The sequence below is a fragment of the Pseudomonas sp. zfem001 genome (genome assembly GCF_032621725.1).
In the GTDB taxonomy this organism is placed as follows: domain Bacteria; phylum Pseudomonadota; class Gammaproteobacteria; order Pseudomonadales; family Pseudomonadaceae; genus Aquipseudomonas; species Aquipseudomonas sediminis.
Genome location: NZ_JAVYJI010000005.1, coordinates 356,777 through 377,575, shown reverse-complemented (window position 1 = coordinate 377,575; position 20,799 = coordinate 356,777). Strand labels below are relative to the sequence as shown.

Here is a 20,799-nt window from a genome sequence, read left to right as displayed (position 1 = left end):
ACCTGCATCCGTTTGGGTGAATCGCGCATGACCTTCGCAGCCTGGCTGACCCTTGGCCTTTTCGTTCTCACCTACCTGGGCATGGCCGCTGGCGGCGTTCGCGGCCTGCGTATCGACCGCAGCTGGATCGCCTGCTGCGCGGCAGTGCTGTTGCTGGTCAGCGGTGCGTTGAGCATGGAGGATGCGGCCCATCATCTCGACCCTGGCGCGTTGTTGCTGCTGTTGGCGTTGATGCTTATCTCGGCGCAGTTCGATTTTTCCGGGGTGTATGCCTGGCTCAACCGCTACCTGACCGAGCATGCCGAGCGCCCGGCTGTGCTGCTGATGGGCGTGGTGCTGCTGGGTGGCGTGCTATCGGCGGTGCTGGTCAACGACATCGTCGCTTTTGCCCTGACTCCGCTGTTGTGTCGCAGCCTGCATCTGCGCGGGCTGGAGCCGCGGCCGTTTTTGTTGGCGCTGGCGTTATCGTGCAACGCCGGCTCGGTGGCGAGCCTGATCGGCAACCCGCAGAACATCCTCATTGGCCAGGCCGGTGGTCTGGATTTCTGGGGTTATGTGGCCGTGGCCGGGCCACCGGCAGTGATCGCGATGGCCATCGTTTATGCGGTGATCTGGTTGCAGTGGCGTCATCGCTGGGGCGAGGCCAGGCCGCTGACCGCGGACGATACGCCGGTCGAGCATATCTACGGCGCACACAGCTATCTCAAACCGCTGCTGGCCAGCCTCGCGCTGCTGGCGCTGTTCGCCACGGCGCTGCCACGTGAGCTATCGGCGCTGTTGATCGCGGTGCTGGTGATGGTGTCGCGGCGGGTGGACAGTCGCGACTACGTGAACAAGGTGGACTGGAACCTGCTGTTGCTGTTCGTCGGTTTGTTCCTGGTCAGCGGCGCCGCGCTGCAGTTGCCGCAAATGACGCAGGGAGCCACCTGGCTGGCCGAGCATGGCCTGTTGCCGCAGGGCGTGGTGTCACTGGCTACCGCATCGCTGGTGGCGGGCAATCTGATTGGCAACGTGCCCTTCGTGGTGTTGCTGTTGGGTCTGATGCCGGAGTTGTCGCATTCGGTGCTGATCGGTCTGGCGATCATGTCGACCCTGGCCGGCAACCTGCTGCTGATTGGTAGCGTGGTCAACCTGATCGTTGCCGAAGGGGCGAAGCGTCAGGGCGTCAGGCTTGGTTTCGTCGATTATGCGCGCAGCGGCGTACCGGTGACGCTGCTGAGCATGACGGTGGCCGGGCTGTGGCTGGTGTTGGGTGGCTGGTTGCCCTGGTAGGGAGATCGGTGCGCACGGCGCACCCTACAGCTAGGGGGCGCTGTGCGCACCGGCAGGTCTCAGCGCCAGCGACTCTTGCTCCAAGCGCTACGTTCTTCGGCATTCTTGAACGTCCAGGCTACCAGGCGGCTCTGCTTCTGCCCCTGCGACATTCCGAGGATACGCACCTCAAGCGCGCCTGCCTTGGCCAGCCAGCCCTGTAGCAATTCCACATGGCTGCCTTTGGAGACCAGGCTGCTGAACCACAGCACCTGTTCCGCCACTTGCGCGCTTTCGTTGGCCATGCGCTTGAGAAACGCGGCTTCGCCACCGGGGCACCATAGCTCGGCGGCCTGGCCGCCGAAGTTGAGCACCGGTAGCTTGCGCTTGGGGTCGAGCTTGCCCAGGTTGCGCCACTTGCGCGTGCTGCCACGGGTGGCTTCATCGGCGCTGGAGTGGAACGGCGGGTTACACAAGGTCAGGTCGACTGCCTCGTTCGTCTGTAGCAGACCGAGAAATACGTGCTCGGTATTGGTCTGCTGGCGCAATTCGATGCCACCCGCCAACTGCGGATTGGCCCTGATGATGGCGCGCGCAGAGGCCAGCGCCGCGTTTGCGATATCGGCCCCGAGAAACTGCCAGCCGTACTCGCAATGACCGATCAGTGGGTAGATGCAGTTGGCGCCTACGCCGATATCCAGGGCTCGCACCTTGGCTCCATGGGGAATCTGCCCGTCGTTGTCAGTCGCCAGCAGGTCGGCCAGGTTGTGCAGGTAGTCGGCGCGACCGGGAATCGGCGGGCACAGGTAGCCATCGGGAATATCCCAGTGGCGGATGCCGTAGTACTGCGTCAGCAGCGCACGGTTGAACACCTTGACCGCTGCCGGGTTGGCGAAGTCGATGCTTGCATTGCCATAAGGGTTGGTGATGACGAAGTCGCCCAGCTCGGGGCTTGCCTTGATCAGCGCGGGGAAGTCGTAGCGCCCCTGGTGGCGGTTGCGCGGGTGCAGCTCACCCTTGGCCGGCGCGGTTTTCACAGCGGCGGGAGCGGGCTTGCGGGGGCGTTTCGGCGGCTGGGGCATGCGGGATATCTGTTCAGGCGGGGGCGGGATTTTCCCATAGTCGGGCTGGGTGCGCACTGCATTCGGGACAAAGGAAGCTGGTGTGCGCGGCGCACCCTACGTCCCTGGCCGTTGCGATTCGTAGGGTGCGCCGTGCACACCGCAGACACCTCAGAGCGGGAAAATTAGCGGCACCAGCGCCACGCTGACGATCATCACCAGCAGGGTGAAAGGCACGCCGATGCGCACGAAGTCGCCAAAACGGTACTGGCCAGGGCCGAGCACCAGCGTGTTTACCGGCGAGGAGATCGGCGTCATGAACGCCGCCGAGGCAGCCAGAGCCACGGTCATGGCGAAGGGCAGGGGCGAAACACCCAGTGCCTGGGCGGTGGCGATGGCCATCGGCGCCATCAGCACCGCCGTGGCGGTGTTGGAGATGAACAGACCGATCACCGCGGTGAGGGCGAACAGGCAGGCGAGTATCAGTCGTGGCCCGGCATCACCCAGACCGCCGACCAGCCCTTGCACGGCCAGTTCGACTCCGCCGGTCTGCTGCAACGCCTGGGCGAAGGGCAGCATGCCGACGATGAGGATCAGCGTTGGCCAGTGGATGGCGCGGTAGGCGCTGTCCAGGTCGATGCAGCGAAACGCGCCCATCAGCAGGCAGGCGATCAGCGCGGCCTGCACGTTGGGCACCAGGCCGCTGACCATCAGCAGCACCATCACCGCCAGGCTGAGCAATGCGTAGGGCGCCTTGCGCGCAGCCGGCGCCACCTCGGCCACTTCCGCCGGCAGGCTGAGCACCAGGAAATCGCGGCTCAGCCCCTGAAGGCGGTGGATGTCACGCCAGGCGCCGGCCACCAGCAGGGTGTCGGAGGCCTTTAGTTTCTCGTCCACCAGCACGCCCTCCAGGGCCTGGCCCTGGCGGCGCAGGCCAACCACGTTGAGCTTGTGCCGCGAACGAAAGCCCAGCTCCTGAATGGTCTTGCCCGGTAGTTGCGACTCCGGCGGCAGTGCCACTTCGGCCAGGCCCAGTTCATGGGCGTGCAGGCTGAAATACGAATGCGGCAGCGGCATGGGTTCCAGCCCCAGTGTCTGGTAGCTGCCGAGCAGGCCGATGGTGGGGCTGGCGATATCCACCAGCAGCACGTCGCCCGGCTCCAGTAGGGTATTGCCGCTGGCCATCAGCAACAGGGTGCGCAGGCGCTGGCGGCGCTCGATGGCGATGACGTTGATGCCATGATCACGGCGCAACTGCAGCTCGTTGAGCACCTGATTGGCCAGGGGCGAGTCGGCGCGTACCTGCAGGCGCCGCTCGCGCTCGCTGAGGCGATAACGCTCGGCAAGGTCGGCCAAGGTCAGGCGTGGTGGCTCGGCATTGCCACCTGCTTCGCTGCGTACCAGCCAGCGTCGGGCGATCAGCATGTAGCCGATGCCGAGCACCAGCACTGCCAGGCCGATGGGCGTGAGATCGAAAAAGCCAAAACCATCCAGCCCGGCGCGGCGCAGTTCGGCATGCACCACCAGGTTCGGCGGTGTAGCGACCAGCGTCAGCATGCCGCTGATCAGCCCGGCAAACGCCAGTGGCATCATCAGTCGCGCCGGGGCGATGCGCAGGCGTGCAGCCACCCCGAGCACCACGGGGATGAAGATCGCCACCACGCCGGTGGAGCTCATCACCGAACCCAGGCCGGCCACGGCCAGCATCAGCAGAATCAGCAGACGCGTTTCGCTGCTGCCGGCCTTGGTCACCAGCCAGTCACCCAGGCGGTAGACGATACCCGTGCGCACCAGGCCGTCGCCGATGACGAACAGCGCGGCGATGAGGATGACGTTGGCATCGCTGAAACCGGCCAGGGTCTGTTGCAGGTCGAGTACGCCAGTCAGCGGCAGGGCGACCAGCACCAGCAGGGCGACCACGTCCATGCGTGGCTTGCCGATGACGAAAAGCGTGACAGCGCCGGCCAGCAGGCCGAGCACCCAGAACAGATCCGGATTCATCGTAATTCCCAGGAGATATGGGACGAATTATCTCAGGGATAACCGAGCGTGGTTTTGATCTGCTGCAGGTTAGCGGCGATCCAACGCTTGTCGATCGGCCCCCAGTCGCGAATCTGGTAGTGACCGGCGTTGTTGCGTTCGCCCTCGCTCTGCTCGAACTGGCAGTCGATATCCAGCTCGGCGAGGGCGGTGAGGGTGTCCTGTGCAGTGCGCCGGGGCATGCCGGTTGCGTCCATCAGTGCCGGCACGCTGACGGCCTGGCCGCTGTCGATCAGCCAGGCCACGTAGAGGCGGCGATAGAAGCTGGTGCGGGTCTTGCTCGTCTGCATGGTGACTTCCTGTTCGTATCCGAGCGCCTTCGCAGGCTGTTGAAAAACTACCTACGTTGCCATTGCTGCGTTAAAAACAGGCTCAAAATGCTCATTTACAGCTCGTAAACTGCGCTTTCTCGCCTGTTTTTGCCTTGCACTGGCTGCCTCGGCTACGTTTTTCAACGGCCTGCTAGCCAATCAGGCGGCAAACATCAGCATATAGGTGACGGCACCTGCCAGGTAGCCGATGAACGCCAGGCCGCTGATCTTCTTCAGGTACCAGATGAAGTTGATCTTCTCCATGCCCATGGCGGCCACGCCAGCAGCCGAGCCGATGATCAGGCAGCTGCCGCCGGTCCCCGCGCAGTAGGCGAGCATTTCCCAGAAGTTGCCGTTGACCACGAAGTTGCGCAGCCATGGCAGCTCGCTTGCTGCGGCGGCCGCCAGGTTTTCAGGACTGACCAGTGGGTACATCTTCATGGCGCCGGCAACCATCGGCACGTTGTCCACCACGGCCGAGAGCATGCCGATGGAAATGGCGATGCTGTAGACGTTACCCAGACTGTCCTTGAGCAGCGTCGCCACCTGGATCAGGTGGCCGGCGCTGGACAGCGCGGAAACCGCCAGCAGGATACCGAGGAAGAACAGCACGCTGGTGATGTCGATACGGCGCAATACGCCCACTACCGACAGCGGGTCCTTCTCTTCGCTGTTCTTGCTGCGGTGGATGATCTCGGTGGTTATCCACAGCAGGCTGAGGCCGAAGAGGATACCCATGTAGGGCGGCAGATGGGTGATGGTCTTGAATACCGGCACGAAGATCAACGCACCGAGGCCCAGGCAGAACACCAGGTTACGCTCGAAGGGCGTGGTCGGGTCGCGACGGCTCTCGGCGCTTTCCTGGATGCGCGGTTCAGCCACTTCACCCTTGAGACGGAAGCTCATGATCAGCAGCGGCACCAGCAGGCAGATCAGGCTGGGCAGGAACAGCTTGGTGATGATGCCGGTGGCGGTGACCTGATTGCCAATCCACAGCATGGTGGTGGTCACGTCACCAATTGGCGACCAGGCGCCGCCGGCGTTGGCGGCGATGACCACGATGCCGGCGTAGAACCAGCGTTCGTGGCGGTCGGCGATCAGCTTGCGCAGCAGCGAGATCATCACGATGGTGGTGGCCAGGTTGTCCAGCGCGGCGGACAGGAAGAAGGTTATCAACCCCACCAGCCACAGCAGGTGCACGCGCTTGTGGGTGCGGATGCGGTCGGTGATGACCTTGAAGCCCTCGTGGGCATCGATCAGCTCGACGATGGTCATGGCGCCCATGAGGAAGAACAGGATCTCGGAGATCTCGCCGAGGTGGTGGCGCAGTTCTTCGACCACATGATGGGTGTTGGTGCTGGAGCCGGCGGTGCCGGTGCCGAGCAGTGGCAGGATGCTGTCGGCGCCAAGAACCAGCAGGGTCCAGGCGATCACGGCGGTGAGCAGGGCGGAGGCTGCCTTGTCGATCTTTAACGGGTGCTCGAGTGCAATGCACAGGTAGCCGAGGACGAAGACGAGTGCCATCAACGCATACATGTTCGGAGTTCCGCTCTGATTTTTATTAGTGGGGACGTGCCGGAGGGCTGCTGCCAGGCGGGTGAAGATGCCTGAAACAATTGGAAAAAGGGAAGGCTTTTATAGCGAAAGGAGCAAAGAGATGAGTGTTTTGCTACTTAATGAGGCGTTCGGGCCGCAGCGCTGTCCGGCCCGAACGAATGCGAAATCAAACGGCAGTCTGCGCCTTAGGCGGCAGCAGGTAGGCGAGCGCGATGGCCAGCACTGGCATGATCAGGTTGAAGAAGCAGTACGGCAGGTAGCTTAACGTCGCCACGCCCAGCGTCGCGGCCATGTAGGCGCCGCAGGTATTCCAGGGCACCAGCACCGAGGTCAGGGTGCCGCCGTCTTCCAGGGCGCGTGACAGGTTGGTTGGCGCCAGGCCGCGTTTTTCGTATTCAGCGCGATACATGCGCCCTGGCAGCACCAGGGCGATGTACTGGTCGGCGGTGATAACGTTGGTGCCGATGGTGGTGGTGATGGTGCTGGCGACCAGGCCGCTGTCGCTGCGCACCAGGCGCAGGGCACTCTGCAACAGGCGCTGCAGCAGACCGAGGCGCTCCAGTACGCCGCCGAAGCACATGGCGCAAATGATCAGCCACACTGTGGTGAGCATGCTGGCCATGCCGCCCTTGGACAGCAGGCCATCAAGCTCGGCGTTGCCGCTGGCCGATTCATAACCGGCAAACAGCGCAGTCCATACCGTTTTCAGCGGCGCCAGGGAGCCCGCTTGTGGGTCAGCCAGGCGCGCCATCACCTCCGGCTGGAACACCACGGCGAATACCGCACCGAGCAGAGCGGCGAGAAACACCGCCGGGAAGGCGGCCCACTGGCGTACTGCGAGCAGCAGCAGGAAGGCCACCGGCAGCAGCAGGTGACAGCCCAGGTTGAACTGTGCCTCCAGCGCGCTCAGCACCTCGGCGATACGGCTGGTGTCATGTTCGGCGCTGGCCTGCTGGCCGAGGGTGAAGAAGATCGCCAGGGCGATCAGCAGCGCCGGCACCGTGGTGCGCAACATGTTGCGGATATGTGCGAACAGGTCGGCGCCGGCTGCCGCTGGCGCCAGGTTGGTGGTGTCCGATAGTGGCGACAGCTTGTCGCCGAAGTAGGCGCCGGAAATGATCGCACCGGCGGTGATCGCCGGGTCCAGCCCCAGGCCTGCTGCCACGCCCATCAGACCGATGCCGAGGGTGCCGGCTACCGTCCACGAGCTGCCGATGGACAGCGCGGTGAGTGCGCAGATCAGGCAACTGGTGAGGTAGAAGTACTCGGCGCTGATCAGCTTAAGGCCCAGCCAGATCATGGTCGGCACCGTGCCGGCGAGAATCCAGGTGCCGATCAGCGCACCGACCGCCAGCAGGATCAGGTTGGCTTTCATGGCCATGTGGATGCCAGCGAGTATGCCTTCTTCGATCTCGGCCCAGCGCAGACCATTTTTCAGGCCGACCAGGCCGGCGACGAAGGCTGCGCTCATCAGCGCGATCTGGTTCGGGCCGCTGGAGGAGGCGTCACCGAACAGGTAAACGGAGAGGCTGAGCAGCACGACGAGCACGCCAATCGGCAGCAAGGCGTCGAGCAGGGAAGGGGAGCGGGCAGTCATGGGTGTTCCGGGAAATCAAACTAACCGTGGGAGGGGCTTCAGCCGCGACTTTGCGGTTAAAGCTCGCGGCTGAAGCCTCTCCCACAAAAAACAAACCCGCGCCGGTTGGGGCGCGGGTCTGTGGGTGTCGCGCGGTGATCAGAGTGCGGCGATCTTGCCGCGCTGCTCGACCATCTTGGCCAGGGCCTGTTCAGCCTCGGCCAGCTTGGCGCGCTCTTTATCGAGCACTTCGGCCGGCGCCTTGGCGACGAAGCCTTGGTTGCTCAGCTTGCCGCCGACGCGCTGCACTTCGCCTTCCAGACGACCGATTTCCTTGTCCAGGCGCGCCAGTTCGGCGTCCTTGTCGATCAGCCCGGCCATCGGTACCAGCACTTCCATCTCGCCGACCAGAGTGGTCGCGGACATCGGCGCTTCTTCACCGGCAGCCAGCAGGCGCACTGACTCCAGCTTGGCCAGCTTGCTCAGCAGTGGCTCGAAGTCGGCCAGGCGGCGCAGGTCTTCGGCACTGGCGTTGGCAACGATGATGTCGATGCGCTTGGCCATGGAGATTTTCATCTCGCCACGGATCTGGCGCACGCCCAGCATCAGTTGCTTGACCCACTCGATGTCGCCTTCGGCGGCGGCGTCGATGCGGCTCTCGTTGGCCACCGGCCAGGGTTGCAGCATCAGGGTATCGCCCTGCACGCCGGCCTGGGCCTTGATGCGCTGCCAGATTTCTTCGGTGATGAAGGGCATGAACGGGTGCGCCAGGCGCAGGATCACTTCCAGCACGCGTACCAGGGTGCGGCGGGTGCCGCGCTGGCGCTCGATGGGCGCGTTCTCGTCCCACAGTACCGGCTTGACCAGCTCCAGGTACCAGGCGCAGTACTCGTCCCAGATGAACTCGTACAGGGTTTGCGCCGCCAGGTCGAAGCGGAAGGCGTCGAGGTGGCGGGTCACGTCAGCCTCGGTGCGCTGCAGGGCGGAGATGATCCAGCGATCCACCGGCGACAGTTCGACTGCCTCGCCATTGATGCCGGTGTCCTTGTCATCGGTGTTCTCGATGACGAAGTTGGCGGCGTTCCACAGCTTGTTGCAGAAGTTGCGGTAGCCCTCGACGCGGCCCATGTCGAACTTGATGTCGCGACCGGTGGAGGCCAGCGCCAGGTTGGTGAAGCGCAGCGCGTCGGTGCCGTAGGCGGCGATGCCGTCGGGGAATTCGGCGCGGGTCTGCCTGGCGATCTTCTCGGCCAGCTTGGGCTGCATCATGCCGCTGGTGCGCTTGGCCACCAGCGATTCGAGGTCGATGCCGTCGACGATGTCCAGCGGGTCGAGCACGTTGCCCTTGGACTTGGACATCTTCTGACCCTGACCATCGCGCACCAGACCGTGCACATAGACGGTCTTGAACGGAATCTGCCCGGTCAGGTGGGTGGACAGCATGATCATCCGGGCAACCCAGAAGAAGATGATGTCGAAGCCGGTGACCAGCACGTCGGTGGGGTGGAAGGTCTTGAGGAAGTCGGTCTGCTGCGGCCAGCCGAGGGTGGAGAAAGTCCACAGGCCGGAGCTGAACCAGGTGTCGAGCACGTCTTCGTCCTGGCGCAGGTTGGCATCGCCGAGGTTGTGCTTGGCGCGCACTTCCGCCTCGTCGCGACCGACGTAGACGTTGCCGGCATCGTCGTACCAGGCCGGAATGCGGTGGCCCCACCACAGCTGACGGCTGATGCACCAGTCCTGGATGTCACGCATCCAGCTGAAGTACATGTTCTCGTACTGCTTGGGCACGAACTGGATCTCGCCACTCTCGACCACGGCGATGGCTTTTTCGGCCAGCGGCTTGGTGGAGACGTACCATTGGTCGGTCAGCCACGGCTCGATGACGGTGCCGGAACGGTCGCCTTTCGGCACTTTCAGGGCGTGGTCTTCGATCTTCTCCAACAGGCCGGCGGCGTCGAAGGCGGCGACGATCTGCTTGCGTGCGACGAAGCGGTCGAGGCCGGCGTACTCGGCTGGCAGGCTGCCATCGATCTCGGCGTTGACGCTACCGTCGATATTGAACACCTGGGCTTGAGCCAGCACGGCGGCGTTCTTGTCGAAGATGTTGATCAGCGGCAGGTTGTGGCGCTTGCCCACTTCGTAGTCGTTGAAGTCGTGCGCCGGGGTGATTTTCACGCAGCCAGTGCCGAACTCGGGGTCGCAGTAGTCATCGGCGATGATCGGGATGCGGCGGCCCAGCAGCGGCAGTTCGACGAAGCTGCCGATCAGCGCCTTGTAGCGCTCGTCTTCCGGGTGCACGGCCACGGCGCTGTCGCCGAGCATGGTTTCCGGGCGGGTGGTGGCGACGATCAGGTAATCATTGCCTTCAGCGGTTTTCTTGCCATCGGCCAGCGGGTAGCGCAGGTTCCACAGCGAGCCTTTCTCGTCGTGGTTTTCCACTTCGAGGTCGGAGATGGCGGTGTGGAACTTGGTGTCCCAGTTGACTAGGCGCTTGCCGCGATAGATCAGGCCGTCTTCATGCAGGCGTACGAAGGCTTCTTTCACGGCCTCGGACAGGCCGTCGTCCATGGTGAAGCGCTCGCGCGACCAGTCCACCGAGCTGCCCAGGCGGCGAATCTGACGGGTGATGGTGCCGCCGGACTGCTCCTTCCATTCCCAGACCTTCTCCAGGAATTTCTCGCGGCCCAGATCGTGGCGGCCAATACCGTCGGCGGCCAGCTGACGCTCGACCACCATCTGCGTGGCGATGCCCGCGTGGTCGGTGCCCGGCTGCCACAGGGTGTTGCGGCCCTGCATGCGGCGGAAGCGGATCAGCGCATCCATGATCGAATTGTTGAAGCCGTGGCCCATGTGCAGGCTGCCGGTGACGTTCGGCGGCGGGATCATGATGGTGTACGGCTCGCCCGAGCCTTGCGGGGCGAAGTAGCCCTTGGCTTCCCAGTTCTGGTACAGGGCGGTTTCAATGGCGTGCGGCTGGTAGGTCTTGTCCATGCGCGGCGGGACCCTTTGACGGCTGATCGGAAAAGCCGACAAGTATACCGCTTCTGAGCACCAAGCCATAAGCCCTGCGCTGTAGGGCAGACCAGCGTTCAGTTTTGTAGGAGGCCCGCCTCGGGGCGAAGCTTTTGCTGTCGGGTGGCAAGCTCTTGCCCCGGGGCGGGGCAGGGATTACTTGCGTGGCGGCAGCAGGCGCGGCAGGCGGGCTTCGAGGCGGCGCTTGAGTTCGGCCTCGATCTGCGGCACGAAATCGTCGATCACGTCCTGCAGGATCAACTGGGCGGCGGCGCGCAACTCGCCATTCAAATGCTGCAGATCGCGGGCGCTGTCATGCAGGCGCGGTTCGATGCGCTCACGCTGGGGGCTTGGCGCCGGCGCTGGCTGCGAGGCTGGTGTCGGTTTGGGCGTCGGCGTTGCATGAAAGGGTGGCGGCGGGCCGGGCGGCGCGCTGACGATGTCGGACAGTACCGGAATGCTGTCCGGGTCCAGCGAGTCGATCAGCAGTGGCGGTTCGCTGCCGTTATCGCCCAGCAGCTCGCGAATCGACTCCAGGTCGTGCAGCAGTTGAGCAGGTTTTTGCGGAGGCTTGGGGGTGTCCATGGTTATCGGTGCAGCGAGAAAAAGGGCTGGAGTGACTTGTGTTGTGAGCGTGCACGGACACTAAAGTTCGACGCGTTGCGGATCATACCCGCGCTGGCGATAGGTACGGAAATTCTCGCGACAGGCGTTGAGCAGTTCAGGCTGCTGATTGACGATCTCGATGATGCGGGAAAAGCGCTCGACATGCGGCGACAGGCTGCTGCCGAGGTTGATCAGCACGCCTTGCTCGGCACTGGGCACTTCGTCGATGCCCAGCACCACGGGCGACAGCGGCGCATCGCGATGCAGATCATGAGGCACGAAACGTTCGGCTTTGAACGTCCACAGCAGTTCGTCGAGTTCACCGCACTGCGCCTCGTCGCTGCCGCGAACGAACACCGGCAGGCCGGCGCTCCAGGCCTTGAGCGCCAGTTGGCAGGCGGCGCGCAGGCGGCCAGCGGCGTCGTTGGAGGAGAGAACGTAGAACTCGATTCTGGGCATCTGAAGATTTTCGATGTTGAAGGGCGGCTGTAGGAGCGAGCTCTGCTCGCGAATCTTGGCAATACAAAAGCTTCGCGAGCAGAGCTCGCTCCTACGATATCCATCGTAGCCCGGACTGTGTCCGGGCTACAGGCGCATCAGACCTTGGCGCGATCCAGCAGGTACTGGGTCAGCATCGGCACCGGGCGGCCAGTGCCGCCCTTGTCCTTGCCGCCGCTGATCCAGGCGGTGCCGGCGATATCCAGGTGCGCCCAATGGAAGTTCTTGGCAAAGCGCGACAGGAAGCAGCCTGCGGTGATGGTGCCGGCCTTCGGCCCGCCGATATTGGCGATGTCGGCGAAGGGGCTGTCCAGCTGCTCCTGATACTCGTCGTACAGCGGCAGTTGCCAGGCGCGGTCGTCGGCGCTTTCGCCAGCCTTGAGGATCTGCTTGACCAGCGCGTCGTTGTTGCCCATGAGGCCGGAAACGTTGCTGCCCAGGGCGACGATGCAGGCGCCGGTGAGGGTGGCGATATCGATTACCGCCTGTGGTTTGAAGCGCTCGGCGTAGGTCAGGGTGTCACACAGCACCAGACGGCCTTCGGCGTCGGTGTTGAGGATTTCCACGGTCTGCCCGCTCATGGTGGTGACGATGTCTCCGGGGCGGGTGGCGCGGCCGCTGGGCATGTTCTCGGCGCAGGCCAGCAGGCACACCAGGTTGATTGGCAGTTGCAGCTCGAGCACGGCCTTGAGGGTGCCGAACACGCTGGCGGCGCCGCACATGTCGTACTTCATCTCGTCCATGCCGGCCGCCGGCTTGATGCTGATGCCGCCGGTGTCGAAGGTGATGCCCTTGCCGACCAGAGCGAAGGGTTTGTCATCCTTCTTGCCGCCCTGGTAGTGCATGACGATCATCCGCGGCGGCTGCTCGCTGCCCTGGGCTACGGCGAGGAAGGCCCCGGCGCCGAGTTCCTTGAGCTTCTTCTCGTCGAGAATTTCGATCTTGAGGTTCTTGTGCGCCTTGCCCAGAACCTTGGCTTCTTCAGCCAGGTAGCTGGGGTGACAGAGGTTCGGCGGTAGGTTGCCCAGATCCTTGGTGAAGGCGACGCCGCTGGCGATGGCGCGGGCATGCTGCAGGCCGCGTTCGGCATCGCTCAGCTCGGCCTTGTCGACAACCAGGGTGATTTTCTTCAGGGCACGTGGGTCGGCCTTCTGGCTCTTGAACTGCTCGAACAGGTAGGTGCCATCGGCCAGCGTCTCGACGATCAGGCGGGTCTTGCCATAGGTGTCGCGGCCCTTGACCTTGAGTTCACCCAGGGCGAGCAGGGCATCGCTGCCGCCCAGGCCTTTGAGTACGCCATGCACGCTTGCAACCAACTTGCGCAGTTGACGGTCGGATAGATCACCCTTGCCGCAGCCCACCAATAGCACGCGCTCGGCCTTGAGCCCCGGCAGGCTGTGCAGCAGCAGGGTCTGGCCCGGCTTGCCGGCGATGTCGCCGCGCTTGAGTACGGCGCTGAGCGCACCGTTGCTGGCCAGGTCGACGGCCTTGGCGGTCTCGCCGAGCTTGCGGCCTTCACCAATGGCGACGACCAGGGTGGCGGTTTTCAGGGTTTCTGCACGGGTGCTTTTGACGAGGAATTCCATAGTGAGCTGTCCCCAAGACAAAGAGTCGGGTTTGACGGATAATGGCCGCCATTTTTCGAGGGTCCACCCTGCGGTGGGCCGGCAAGTAGGTGCAGCTAGTGTGAGCGCTCGCGCCTGAGCCTGACAACCCTGGAGCGTCCGGTTTGATCGTCTTCCGTTATCTGTCCCGTGAAGTGCTGGTGACCCTCAGTGCGGTGAGTGCCGTGCTGCTGGTGATCATCATGAGCGGTCGTTTCATCAAATACCTGGCCCAGGCCGCACAGGGTGTACTCGATCCTGGTGTGCTGTTTCTGATCATGGGTTACCGGATTCCCGGCTTCCTGCAACTGATCCTGCCGCTCGGCCTGTTCCTCGGTTTCCTGTTGGCCTACGGGCGCCTGTACCTGGACAGCGAGATGACCGTGCTGTCGGCCACCGGTGTCAGCCAGCAGCGTCTTACTGTGTACAGCATGGCTCCGGCACTGATCGTCGCGCTGCTAGTGGGCTGGCTAAGCATGGGCCTGGCACCGCAAGGTGTGGCCAGCGTGGCGCGCATCCTCAACGAGCAGGACGCCCTGACCGAGCTCGATACTCTGGTGCCGGGGCGCTTCCAGTCGTTGCGCGATGGATCGCGGGTGACCTACTCGCAGGAGCTGTCGCCTGATCGCAGCGAGCTGCGCGGCGTGTTCATGTCGGAGAAGCGCTTCTCCACCGATGGCACCTCGGAGCGTGGCATTACCGTGCTGGTAGCCGAGAGTGGTCGTCAGGAAATTCAGGAAGATGGCAGCCGCTATCTGATTCTGGAAAACGGCTATCGCTATGACGGCGAGCCGGGCGAGGCCGACTATCGGGCCATCCAGTACGACACCTATGGTGTGTTACTGCCCAAGCCGGAGGTCGCCATCGAGGCCAGTGAGCGCGAGGCGACGCCGACACGTGAGCTGTTCGGCAGCGACGACCCGCGCATGCAGGCCGAGTTGCAATGGCGCCTGTCACTGCCGTTGCTGGTGTTCATCGTCACCCTGCTGGCCGTGCCGCTGTCGAAGGTCAATCCGCGTCAGGGCCGCTTCCTCAAACTGCTGCCGGCTATCTTCCTCTATATGGCTTACCTCGGCCTGCTGATCACCGCTCGTGGCGCGCTGGACAAGGGCCGTTTGCCGGCGGCGCTGGGGTTGTGGTGGGTGCATGGCATCTTCTTCGCCATCGGCATGCTGTTGTTGTATTGGGAGCGTCTGAGTCTGTGGTGGGCCAGTCGTCGTGCGCCGGTGTCGGAGGTGGCTCATGGCTAAGTTGGATCGCTACATTGGCACCCAGGTGTTCTTCGCCATTCTGGCGGTGCTGGGCATCATTCTCGGCCTGGCACTGCTGTTCGCTTTCATCGACGAGTTGGGCGACCTGAACAAGGGCGATTACGGTCTTGGTCAGGCGCTCTGGTACGTCTTGCTGACCGCGCCGCGCCGTGCCTACGAAATGCTGCCGATGGCGGCGCTGATCGGCTGCCTGATCGGTCTCGGTACCTTGGCCAGCAACAGCGAGCTGACCATCATGCGTGCGGCCGGTGTTTCCATCGGGCGCATCGTCTGGGCGGTAATGAAGCCCATGCTGGTGCTGATGCTGGCCGGCATTCTGATCGGCGAGTACGTCGCGCCGCTGACCGAAAACCAGGCGCAGGCGGATCGCGCACTGGCTCAGGGCGGAGGTGCGGCGCAGAGCTCCAAACGCGGTATGTGGCACCGTCAGGGGCAGGAATACGTGCACATCAACGCCGTGCAGCCCAATGGCGTCCTGCTTGGGGTGACGCGTTACCGCTTCGATGATGAGCGTCGCCTGCTTTCCTCCAGTTTCGCCCGCCGCGCCGAATACCGTGACAACCACTGGATGCTGCGCAACGTGCAGACCACGCTGCTGCATGAAGATCACTCCGAAGTGGTCAACCAGCGTGAAGAGCGGTGGGAGATCGAGCTCAATCCGGAGCTGCTCGGCACGGTGGTGATGGAGCCTGAGGCGCTGTCGGTCACCGGTCTTTGGCAGTACATCCATTACCTCGGTGAGCAGGGCCTGAACAACGCACGCTACTGGCTGGCGTTCTGGACCAAGGTGCTGCAGCCGCTGGTAACCGGCGCGCTGGTCTTGATGGCGATTTCCTTCATCTTCGGTCCGCTGCGCTCGGTGACACTGGGGCAGCGCGTATTTACCGGTGTGCTGGTGGGCTTCATCTTCCGTATCGCTCAGGACCTGCTCGGCCCATCGAGCCTGGTATTCGGCTTCTCGCCGCTGCTGGCGGTGCTGGTGCCGGCGGGTATCTGTGCGTTGGCCGGGGTTTGGCTGCTGCGCCGAGCTGGATAAGTCATTCGCACGCATGAAAAAGCCGGTTCAATGAACCGGCTTTTTTGCATCTGCGCTGAGCTACTTCTTGTGAATATTCTTCGGCAGTTGCACCACACGACTGTCGGAATAGATGTCGTGCCAGGTGCGCCCCTGCTTGTCCCAAAGTAGCCAGAGGAAGCCCAGGCCAGCGAACAGCCACGAGCCGATGGCGACCACGAAACGCAGCAGTGCCTGCCACAGGTCGATGGCGCTGCCATCGGCATTCTGGATGCGTAGCCCCCAGGCCTGCATGCCCAGTGTCTGGCCATTGTGCGTCCAGAACTTGGCGAAGAAGGCGAACAGCGACAGCAGCACCAGGCTGGCGAGAAGCGGGTCATGATCCAGGGCGCCGGCCTCGGCCATGGCCATCAGTGCATCGCCGCCGTGAATCAGGCGCAGAATGCCCTGTTGATAGATCAGGGTGACCACCATGATCAGTGCCACGCAGAGCAGGAAGTCGTAGAAGAGGGCCGCCAGGCGACGAATCAGCCCGGCAGTGGGGAAGTCTCCCTGCGGACGTAATTGGTGTTTCGGCATGATGGGCTCGCTGAGACGAAAGTGCGCGCCATTCTAACAGCCTGCTAACCGCGACTTTGCGATCGATATAAAGATGGCGTGGGCTATCTGTAACCTGGCGCTGCGAAAGGTGGGTTACAGAAATGACAGGCAAAAAAAACCCCTGACTGATATCAGGGGTTCTTCAAAGCATCGGCGATTAGCCCAGGACTTGAACCTGGTCAGCCTGCATGCCTTTTTGACCTTGCACAGCTACGAAGCTGACTTTCTGGCCTTCTTTCAGGCTCTTGAAGCCGTTACCTTCGATCGCGCGGAAGTGCACGAACAGATCCGGACCGCTTTCGGGAGTGATAAAACCAAAACCTTTCTCGTCGTTAAACCACTTGACGGTACCGTTCTGACGATTCGACATGTCTTTTTCCTTGAAACTAGAGTTGATGACAGCCTCCAAGTATAGAGGGCTGAGACTGGTTGCAAGGAGTAATAGAAGTCGAGCGGGATGTAGCGGATCTAGATGATCTGCTGCACCAGAGTCACGATTCACAGCGACCCATGCAAACAGTTGACTCACTCTACGCTAACTTTTGCGCAATTGCCAACCCCCGCCAGCAAGGTCGCCGGCCAGGTTTTGCGGGGCTTGTCGGGGTGTCGGAAAAGTTTTTCGGCAACATGCTTGCAACAATTGCCCAAGTTGTTCGCGCAGATACGAAAAAGCCCGCAAGACAATGTCTTGCGGGCTTCGAATCGTGGTGCCCCGGGGGAGACTCGAACTCCCACTCCTTTCGAAAACGGATTTTGAATCCGCCGCGTCTACCGATTCCGCCACCGGGGCACAATGGCGGCGCAGTATAGGGATGCGCCTGGCGTCGGTCAATCGGCGTTAGTGCAGTGATTGGTTGATCTACTAACGGCCAATGGCGCAGCTAGTGGCATCCGGCTTTGATTGCGTCGTTGCGGCTAGAATCGCCAGCTGTCATCAAGGGCGCTGGGTGTGGCGTATATAAAGGTGTCGGGGCAGTCCAATGTTGGGAGGGGGAGTGATCAACGTCTTGCGCGGTGTACTTGTTGCCGGTCTGCTGCTTGCGCCTGTTGCGCAGGCCGGGACGTTGACCTATGCCGTGACCGATGAAAGCTGGATGCCGTACTGGATTGTCGAGGATCAGCGGGTCAGCGGCATCTTCCATGAGTTAATGCTCGCGCTGGATGAGCGTTTGCCTGAACAACTGCAAGCCAGTCATCCGCAGCCGCCTTTGCGTACGCAGAAGCTGTTCCGTGAGGGGTATCTGCAGATCGAGTGCTGTGTGAGCAAGAATTGGCGCAGCGACGCCGATCAGGCCGAAGTCTCACTGTGGACAGTGCCGGTTCTGCAGGCCGAGGAAATGCTGATCTTCGCGCCTGGCAGGCGCTTTGCCTATCAGCGTCTGCAGGACCTGCAGGGGCGTTCGATTGCCACGGTGCGTGGTTATGGTTACGCCGGTAGCGAGTATTTCCAGCGCAACGATGGGGCCGATGTGCGGGCGCTGATCTATCTGGTGGCGCAGGGGCGTAGTGAGGCCGGGATTCTGGATCGCTTGGAGTGGCGTTATCTTCAGCATGAAGACGCGCAACTGCAGGCGTCACGCTGGCAGGTCGAGGAGGGGCCGACGGTCAATCGCTCTCAGCTGCGCTTGCGTTTGCATCGAGACTTTGCGGGCCGGCTCGATGCATTCAATGCTGCCATCCTGTCCTTGCAGGCCGATGGCACGCTGGCTCGTATCGTCGCCAGGTATGCGCCGCAGGCTCACGTGGCCGGCCAAGTGGAAATCCGGTAAGCTCTGCCACCCTGCAAAATTACCCTCCGAACCATGCGTGTTGCCGATTTCCACTTCGACCTTCCCGAGTCGCTGATCGCTCGTCATCCCCTGGCCGAGCGTCGTGCCAGCCGTCTGCTGCAGCTCGATGGCCCTAGCGGCACGCTGCGCCACGGCCAATTCACCGATGTGCTGGAGCAGCTTCGTCCGGGTGATCTCATGGTGTTCAACAACACCCGAGTGATTCCGGCTCGCCTGTTTGGTCAGAAGGCCTCTGGCGGCAAGCTCGAAGTGCTAGTGGAGCGCGTGCTGGATCAGTACCGCGTGCTGGCCCACGTGCGTTCGAGCAAATCGCCCAAGCCCGGTTCGCAGATTCTCATCGACGGCGGTGGTGAGGCCGAGATGGTCGCGCGTCACGACGCGCTTTTCGAGCTGCGTTTTGCCGAGCCGGTGCTGCCGCTGCTGGAGCGCGTCGGCCATATGCCGCTGCCTCCTTATATAGATCGGCCGGATGACGAGGCGGATCGCGAGCGTTATCAGACCGTCTATGCGCAGAAGGCGGGGGCCGTGGCTGCTCCGACTGCGGGCCTGCACTTCGATGACGAACTGCTGGCGGCGATCCGCGCCAAGGGCGTGGAAACCGCGTTCGTGACGCTTCACGTTGGCGCCGGTACCTTCCAGCCGGTTCGGGTTGAGCGGATTGAAGATCACCACATGCACAGTGAGTGGTTGGAGGTCGGCCAGGATGTGGTCGACGCCGTGGCAGCCTGTCGCGCCCGCGGCGGTCGCGTGGTCGCGGTGGGCACCACCAGCGTGCGCTCGCTGGAAACTGCCGCGCGAGACGGTGAGTTGAAGCCCTTCAGTGGCGATACCGACATCTTTATCTACCCAGGCCGCCCATTTCATGTGGTCGATGCCCTGGTGACCAATTTCCACCTGCCCGAGTCGACCCTGTTGATGCTGGTGTCGGCCTTTGCCGGTTACCCCGAGACCATGGCCGCTTACCGCGAGGCCGTGGCGCAGGGCTATCGCTTCTTCAGTTACGGTGATGCCATGTTCATCACCCGCAATCCCGCCGCGCGCGGGCCCGAGGTTTGAGTATGTCGCGCACCTGTCGCATGTCCTTCGAGTTGCTGGCTACCGACGGCAAGGCCCGTCGTGGTCGCCTGACCTTCCCGCGTGGCGTGGTGGAAACTCCGGCCTTCATGCCGGTGGGTACCTACGGCACGGTCAAGGGCATGCTGCCGCGCGACGTCGAGGATATCGGCGCGCAGATCATCCTCGGCAATACCTTCCACCTGTGGCTGCGCCCGGGGATGGAGGTGATCAAGAAACATGGCGACCTGCACGACTTCATGCAGTGGCAGGGGCCGATCCTGACCGACTCCGGTGGCTTCCAGGTGTTCAGCTTGGGTGCGATGCGCAAGATCAAGGAAGAGGGCGTGTACTTCGCCTCGCCGGTCGATGGCGCCAAGGTGTTCATGGGGCCGGAAGAGTCGATGCAGGTGCAGCGCGACCTGGGCTCGGACATCGTGATGATCTTCGATGAATGCACGCCGTACCCGGCCGAGTTCGACGTGGCCAAGCGTTCCATGGAGCTGTCGCTACGCTGGGCCAAGCGCTCCAAGACCGCACATGGCGAAAGTACCGCTGCGTTGTTCGGCATCGTCCAGGGTGGCATGCACGAAGAGCTGCGCATGCGCTCGCTCGAAGGGCTCTGCGAGATCGGCTTCGACGGCCTGGCCATCGGCGGGCTGTCGGTCGGTGAGCCGAAGGAAGAGATGATCCGCGTGCTGGACTTCCTGCCGCCGCACATGCCAGCCGACAAGCCGCGCTACCTGATGGGCGTGGGCAAGCCGGAAGACCTGGTCGAGGGCGTGCGTCGTGGCGTGGACATGTTCGACTGCGTGATGCCCACCCGTAATGCGCGTAACGGCCACCTGTTCGTCGATACCGGCGTGGTGAAAATCCGTAATGCCGTCCACAAGCACGATGATTCGCCGCTGGACCCGACCTGCGACTGTTACACCTGCAAACATTTCTCGCGTGCTTATCTGCACCATCTGGACAAGTGCGGCGAAATGCTCGGTAGCATGCTCAATACCATCCATAACTTGCGGCATTATCAGCGGGTTATGGCTGGTTTGCGCGAGGCTATCCAACAGGGTACATTGGCCGCCTTCGTCGAAACCTTCTATGCCAAGCGTGGCCTGCCTGTGCCGCCGCTTGACTGATTCCTGAACGATTCAAGATCCTTTCCATTAGGAGTGTTACATGAGCTTTTTCATCCCCGCCGCTTACGCTGACACCGCCGCTGCTGGCCCTGCCGGCAGCGGTTTCGAGTGGGTTTTCCTGATTGGCTTTCTGGTCATCTTCTACCTGATGATCTGGCGTCCGCAGGCCAAGCGCGCCAAGGAACACAAGAACCTGCTCGGCGGCCTGCAGAAGGGCGACGAAGTGGTCACCAGCGGTGGTATCGCTGGCAAGGTATCCAAGGTTGCCGACGATTTCGTGGTTATCGAAGTGTCTGACACTGTCGAGCTGAAATTCCAGAAGCAGGCCATCGCTGCCACTCTGCCCAAGGGCACGCTGAAAGCCATCTGATTCGGTTCTTAGTTTCCATATCGACGGGGCGCTTTTAGCGCCCCG

General features: G+C 62.8%; 18 protein-coding genes and 1 tRNA gene. 7 read left to right on the top strand and 12 right to left on the bottom strand.

Features of this window, described 5'->3' with window-relative positions:
* The first annotated feature begins 27 nt into the window (after positions 1-27).
* The gene (locus RTH74_RS18165; protein ID WP_316915555.1) at positions 28-1,272 is read left to right on the top strand and encodes an SLC13 family permease; all 1,245 of its coding nucleotides are present in this window, start codon (positions 28-30) and stop codon (positions 1,270-1,272) included.
* A 59-nt stretch (positions 1,273-1,331) separates the two neighbouring features.
* On the opposite strand, the gene rlmF is transcribed toward RTH74_RS18165, so the two are convergent.
* The 9 genes from rlmF to RTH74_RS18120 form a co-directional block, all read right to left on the bottom strand.
* Positions 1,332-2,333: a 23S rRNA (adenine(1618)-N(6))-methyltransferase RlmF gene (gene rlmF / locus RTH74_RS18160; RefSeq protein ID WP_316915554.1), complete on the bottom strand. Its 1,002-nt coding sequence runs from the start codon at positions 2,331-2,333 to the stop codon at positions 1,332-1,334.
* Positions 2,334-2,483: 150 nt separating this feature from the next.
* Positions 2,484-4,313: an SLC13 family permease gene (locus tag RTH74_RS18155; RefSeq protein WP_316915553.1), complete on the bottom strand. Its 1,830-nt coding sequence runs from the start codon at positions 4,311-4,313 to the stop codon at positions 2,484-2,486.
* Between the two features lie 32 nt (positions 4,314-4,345).
* Entirely contained in the window at positions 4,346-4,642 is a 297-nt protein-coding gene (locus RTH74_RS18150; RefSeq protein WP_106734586.1) for a winged helix-turn-helix domain-containing protein, read from the bottom strand.
* Between the two features lie 180 nt (positions 4,643-4,822).
* The gene (gene nhaD / locus RTH74_RS18145) at positions 4,823-6,199 is read right to left on the bottom strand and encodes a sodium:proton antiporter NhaD (RefSeq protein WP_316915552.1); all 1,377 of its coding nucleotides are present in this window, start codon (positions 6,197-6,199) and stop codon (positions 4,823-4,825) included.
* A 187-nt stretch (positions 6,200-6,386) separates the two neighbouring features.
* The gene (gene nhaC / locus RTH74_RS18140; RefSeq protein WP_316915551.1) at positions 6,387-7,817 is read right to left on the bottom strand and encodes a Na+/H+ antiporter NhaC; all 1,431 of its coding nucleotides are present in this window, start codon (positions 7,815-7,817) and stop codon (positions 6,387-6,389) included.
* 138 nt (positions 7,818-7,955) lie between these two features.
* Entirely contained in the window at positions 7,956-10,787 is a 2,832-nt protein-coding gene (locus tag RTH74_RS18135; protein ID WP_316915550.1) for a valine--tRNA ligase, read from the bottom strand.
* A 177-nt stretch (positions 10,788-10,964) separates the two neighbouring features.
* Positions 10,965-11,393: a DNA polymerase III subunit chi gene (locus RTH74_RS18130; RefSeq protein WP_316915549.1), complete on the bottom strand. Its 429-nt coding sequence runs from the start codon at positions 11,391-11,393 to the stop codon at positions 10,965-10,967.
* 60 nt (positions 11,394-11,453) lie between these two features.
* Positions 11,454-11,873, bottom strand: coding sequence for a DNA polymerase III subunit chi (locus tag RTH74_RS18125; RefSeq protein WP_112211636.1), 420 nt, complete (start codon positions 11,871-11,873; stop codon positions 11,454-11,456).
* 137 nt (positions 11,874-12,010) lie between these two features.
* Positions 12,011-13,498 (bottom strand): leucyl aminopeptidase, encoded by a 1,488-nt coding sequence (locus RTH74_RS18120; protein ID WP_316915548.1) that lies wholly within the window; start codon positions 13,496-13,498, stop codon positions 12,011-12,013.
* Positions 13,499-13,641: 143 nt separating this feature from the next.
* Here RTH74_RS18120 and lptF point away from each other — a divergent pair, with 143 nt between their 5' ends.
* Together lptF and lptG are read left to right on the top strand one after the other, a co-directional pair.
* Positions 13,642-14,766 carry an LPS export ABC transporter permease LptF gene (gene lptF / locus RTH74_RS18115; protein ID WP_316915547.1) on the top strand — a complete coding sequence of 375 codons (1,125 nt, stop codon included), beginning with the start codon at positions 13,642-13,644 and terminating at the stop codon, positions 14,764-14,766.
* A complete protein-coding gene (gene lptG, locus RTH74_RS18110) occupies positions 14,759-15,823 on the top strand; it encodes an LPS export ABC transporter permease LptG (RefSeq protein ID WP_316915546.1) in 1,065 nt (354 codons plus the stop codon). Before lptF ends, lptG begins: the two co-directional genes overlap by 8 nt.
* 60 nt (positions 15,824-15,883) lie before the next feature.
* Here lptG and RTH74_RS18105 read toward each other — a convergent pair whose 3' ends face one another.
* The 3 genes from RTH74_RS18105 to RTH74_RS18095 all read right to left on the bottom strand — a co-directional run bounded on the left by RTH74_RS18105 (position 15,884) and on the right by RTH74_RS18095 (position 17,192).
* Entirely contained in the window at positions 15,884-16,381 is a 498-nt protein-coding gene (locus tag RTH74_RS18105) for an RDD family protein (protein WP_125880975.1), read from the bottom strand.
* Positions 16,382-16,559: 178 nt separating this feature from the next.
* Positions 16,560-16,772, bottom strand: a complete 213-nt coding sequence (locus RTH74_RS18100; protein WP_003459665.1) for a cold-shock protein — start codon at positions 16,770-16,772, stop codon at positions 16,560-16,562.
* Positions 16,773-17,107: 335 nt separating this feature from the next.
* Positions 17,108-17,192, bottom strand: a tRNA-Leu gene (locus RTH74_RS18095).
* Positions 17,193-17,397: 205 nt separating this feature from the next.
* On the opposite strand from RTH74_RS18095, the gene RTH74_RS18090 reads away from it, so the two are divergent.
* The 4 genes from RTH74_RS18090 to yajC are packed head-to-tail and all read left to right on the top strand — an operon-like array spanning position 17,398 to position 20,754.
* Positions 17,398-18,171, top strand: a complete 774-nt coding sequence (locus RTH74_RS18090) for an ABC transporter substrate-binding protein (RefSeq protein WP_316915545.1) — start codon at positions 17,398-17,400, stop codon at positions 18,169-18,171.
* Positions 18,172-18,204: 33 nt separating this feature from the next.
* Positions 18,205-19,248 carry a tRNA preQ1(34) S-adenosylmethionine ribosyltransferase-isomerase QueA gene (gene queA, locus RTH74_RS18085; RefSeq protein WP_316915544.1) on the top strand — a complete coding sequence of 348 codons (1,044 nt, stop codon included), beginning with the start codon at positions 18,205-18,207 and terminating at the stop codon, positions 19,246-19,248.
* Positions 19,249-19,268: 20 nt separating this feature from the next.
* Positions 19,269-20,384, top strand: coding sequence for a tRNA guanosine(34) transglycosylase Tgt (gene tgt, locus RTH74_RS18080; RefSeq protein WP_099526641.1), 1,116 nt, complete (start codon positions 19,269-19,271; stop codon positions 20,382-20,384).
* A 40-nt stretch (positions 20,385-20,424) separates the two neighbouring features.
* Positions 20,425-20,754 (top strand): preprotein translocase subunit YajC, encoded by a 330-nt coding sequence (gene yajC / locus RTH74_RS18075; protein ID WP_037001935.1) that lies wholly within the window; start codon positions 20,425-20,427, stop codon positions 20,752-20,754.
* Positions 20,755-20,799: the final 45 nt, after the last annotated feature.

Excerpts from the sequence above, each read along its gene's own strand:
- RTH74_RS18165 (WP_316915555.1), top strand. The coding sequence starts at position 28 with ATGACCTTCGCAGCCTGGCTGACCCTTGGCCTTTTCGTTCTCACCTAC.
- rlmF (WP_316915554.1), bottom strand. The coding sequence starts at position 2,333 with ATGCCCCAGCCGCCGAAACGCCCCCGCAAGCCCGCTCCCGCCGCTGTG.
- RTH74_RS18155 (WP_316915553.1), bottom strand. The coding sequence starts at position 4,313 with ATGAATCCGGATCTGTTCTGGGTGCTCGGCCTGCTGGCCGGCGCTGTC.
- RTH74_RS18150 (WP_106734586.1), bottom strand. The coding sequence starts at position 4,642 with ATGCAGACGAGCAAGACCCGCACCAGCTTCTATCGCCGCCTCTACGTG.
- nhaD (WP_316915552.1), bottom strand. The coding sequence starts at position 6,199 with ATGTATGCGTTGATGGCACTCGTCTTCGTCCTCGGCTACCTGTGCATT.
- nhaC (WP_316915551.1), bottom strand. The coding sequence starts at position 7,817 with ATGACTGCCCGCTCCCCTTCCCTGCTCGACGCCTTGCTGCCGATTGGC.
- RTH74_RS18135 (WP_316915550.1), bottom strand. The coding sequence starts at position 10,787 with ATGGACAAGACCTACCAGCCGCACGCCATTGAAACCGCCCTGTACCAG.
- RTH74_RS18130 (WP_316915549.1), bottom strand. The coding sequence starts at position 11,393 with ATGGACACCCCCAAGCCTCCGCAAAAACCTGCTCAACTGCTGCACGAC.
- RTH74_RS18125 (WP_112211636.1), bottom strand. The coding sequence starts at position 11,873 with ATGCCCAGAATCGAGTTCTACGTTCTCTCCTCCAACGACGCCGCTGGC.
- RTH74_RS18120 (WP_316915548.1), bottom strand. The coding sequence starts at position 13,498 with ATGGAATTCCTCGTCAAAAGCACCCGTGCAGAAACCCTGAAAACCGCC.
- lptG (WP_316915546.1), top strand. The coding sequence starts at position 14,759 with ATGGCTAAGTTGGATCGCTACATTGGCACCCAGGTGTTCTTCGCCATT.
- RTH74_RS18105 (WP_125880975.1), bottom strand. The coding sequence starts at position 16,381 with ATGCCGAAACACCAATTACGTCCGCAGGGAGACTTCCCCACTGCCGGG.
- RTH74_RS18100 (WP_003459665.1), bottom strand. The coding sequence starts at position 16,772 with ATGTCGAATCGTCAGAACGGTACCGTCAAGTGGTTTAACGACGAGAAA.
- queA (WP_316915544.1), top strand. The coding sequence starts at position 18,205 with ATGCGTGTTGCCGATTTCCACTTCGACCTTCCCGAGTCGCTGATCGCT.
- tgt (WP_099526641.1), top strand. The coding sequence starts at position 19,269 with ATGTCCTTCGAGTTGCTGGCTACCGACGGCAAGGCCCGTCGTGGTCGC.
- yajC (WP_037001935.1), top strand. The coding sequence starts at position 20,425 with ATGAGCTTTTTCATCCCCGCCGCTTACGCTGACACCGCCGCTGCTGGC.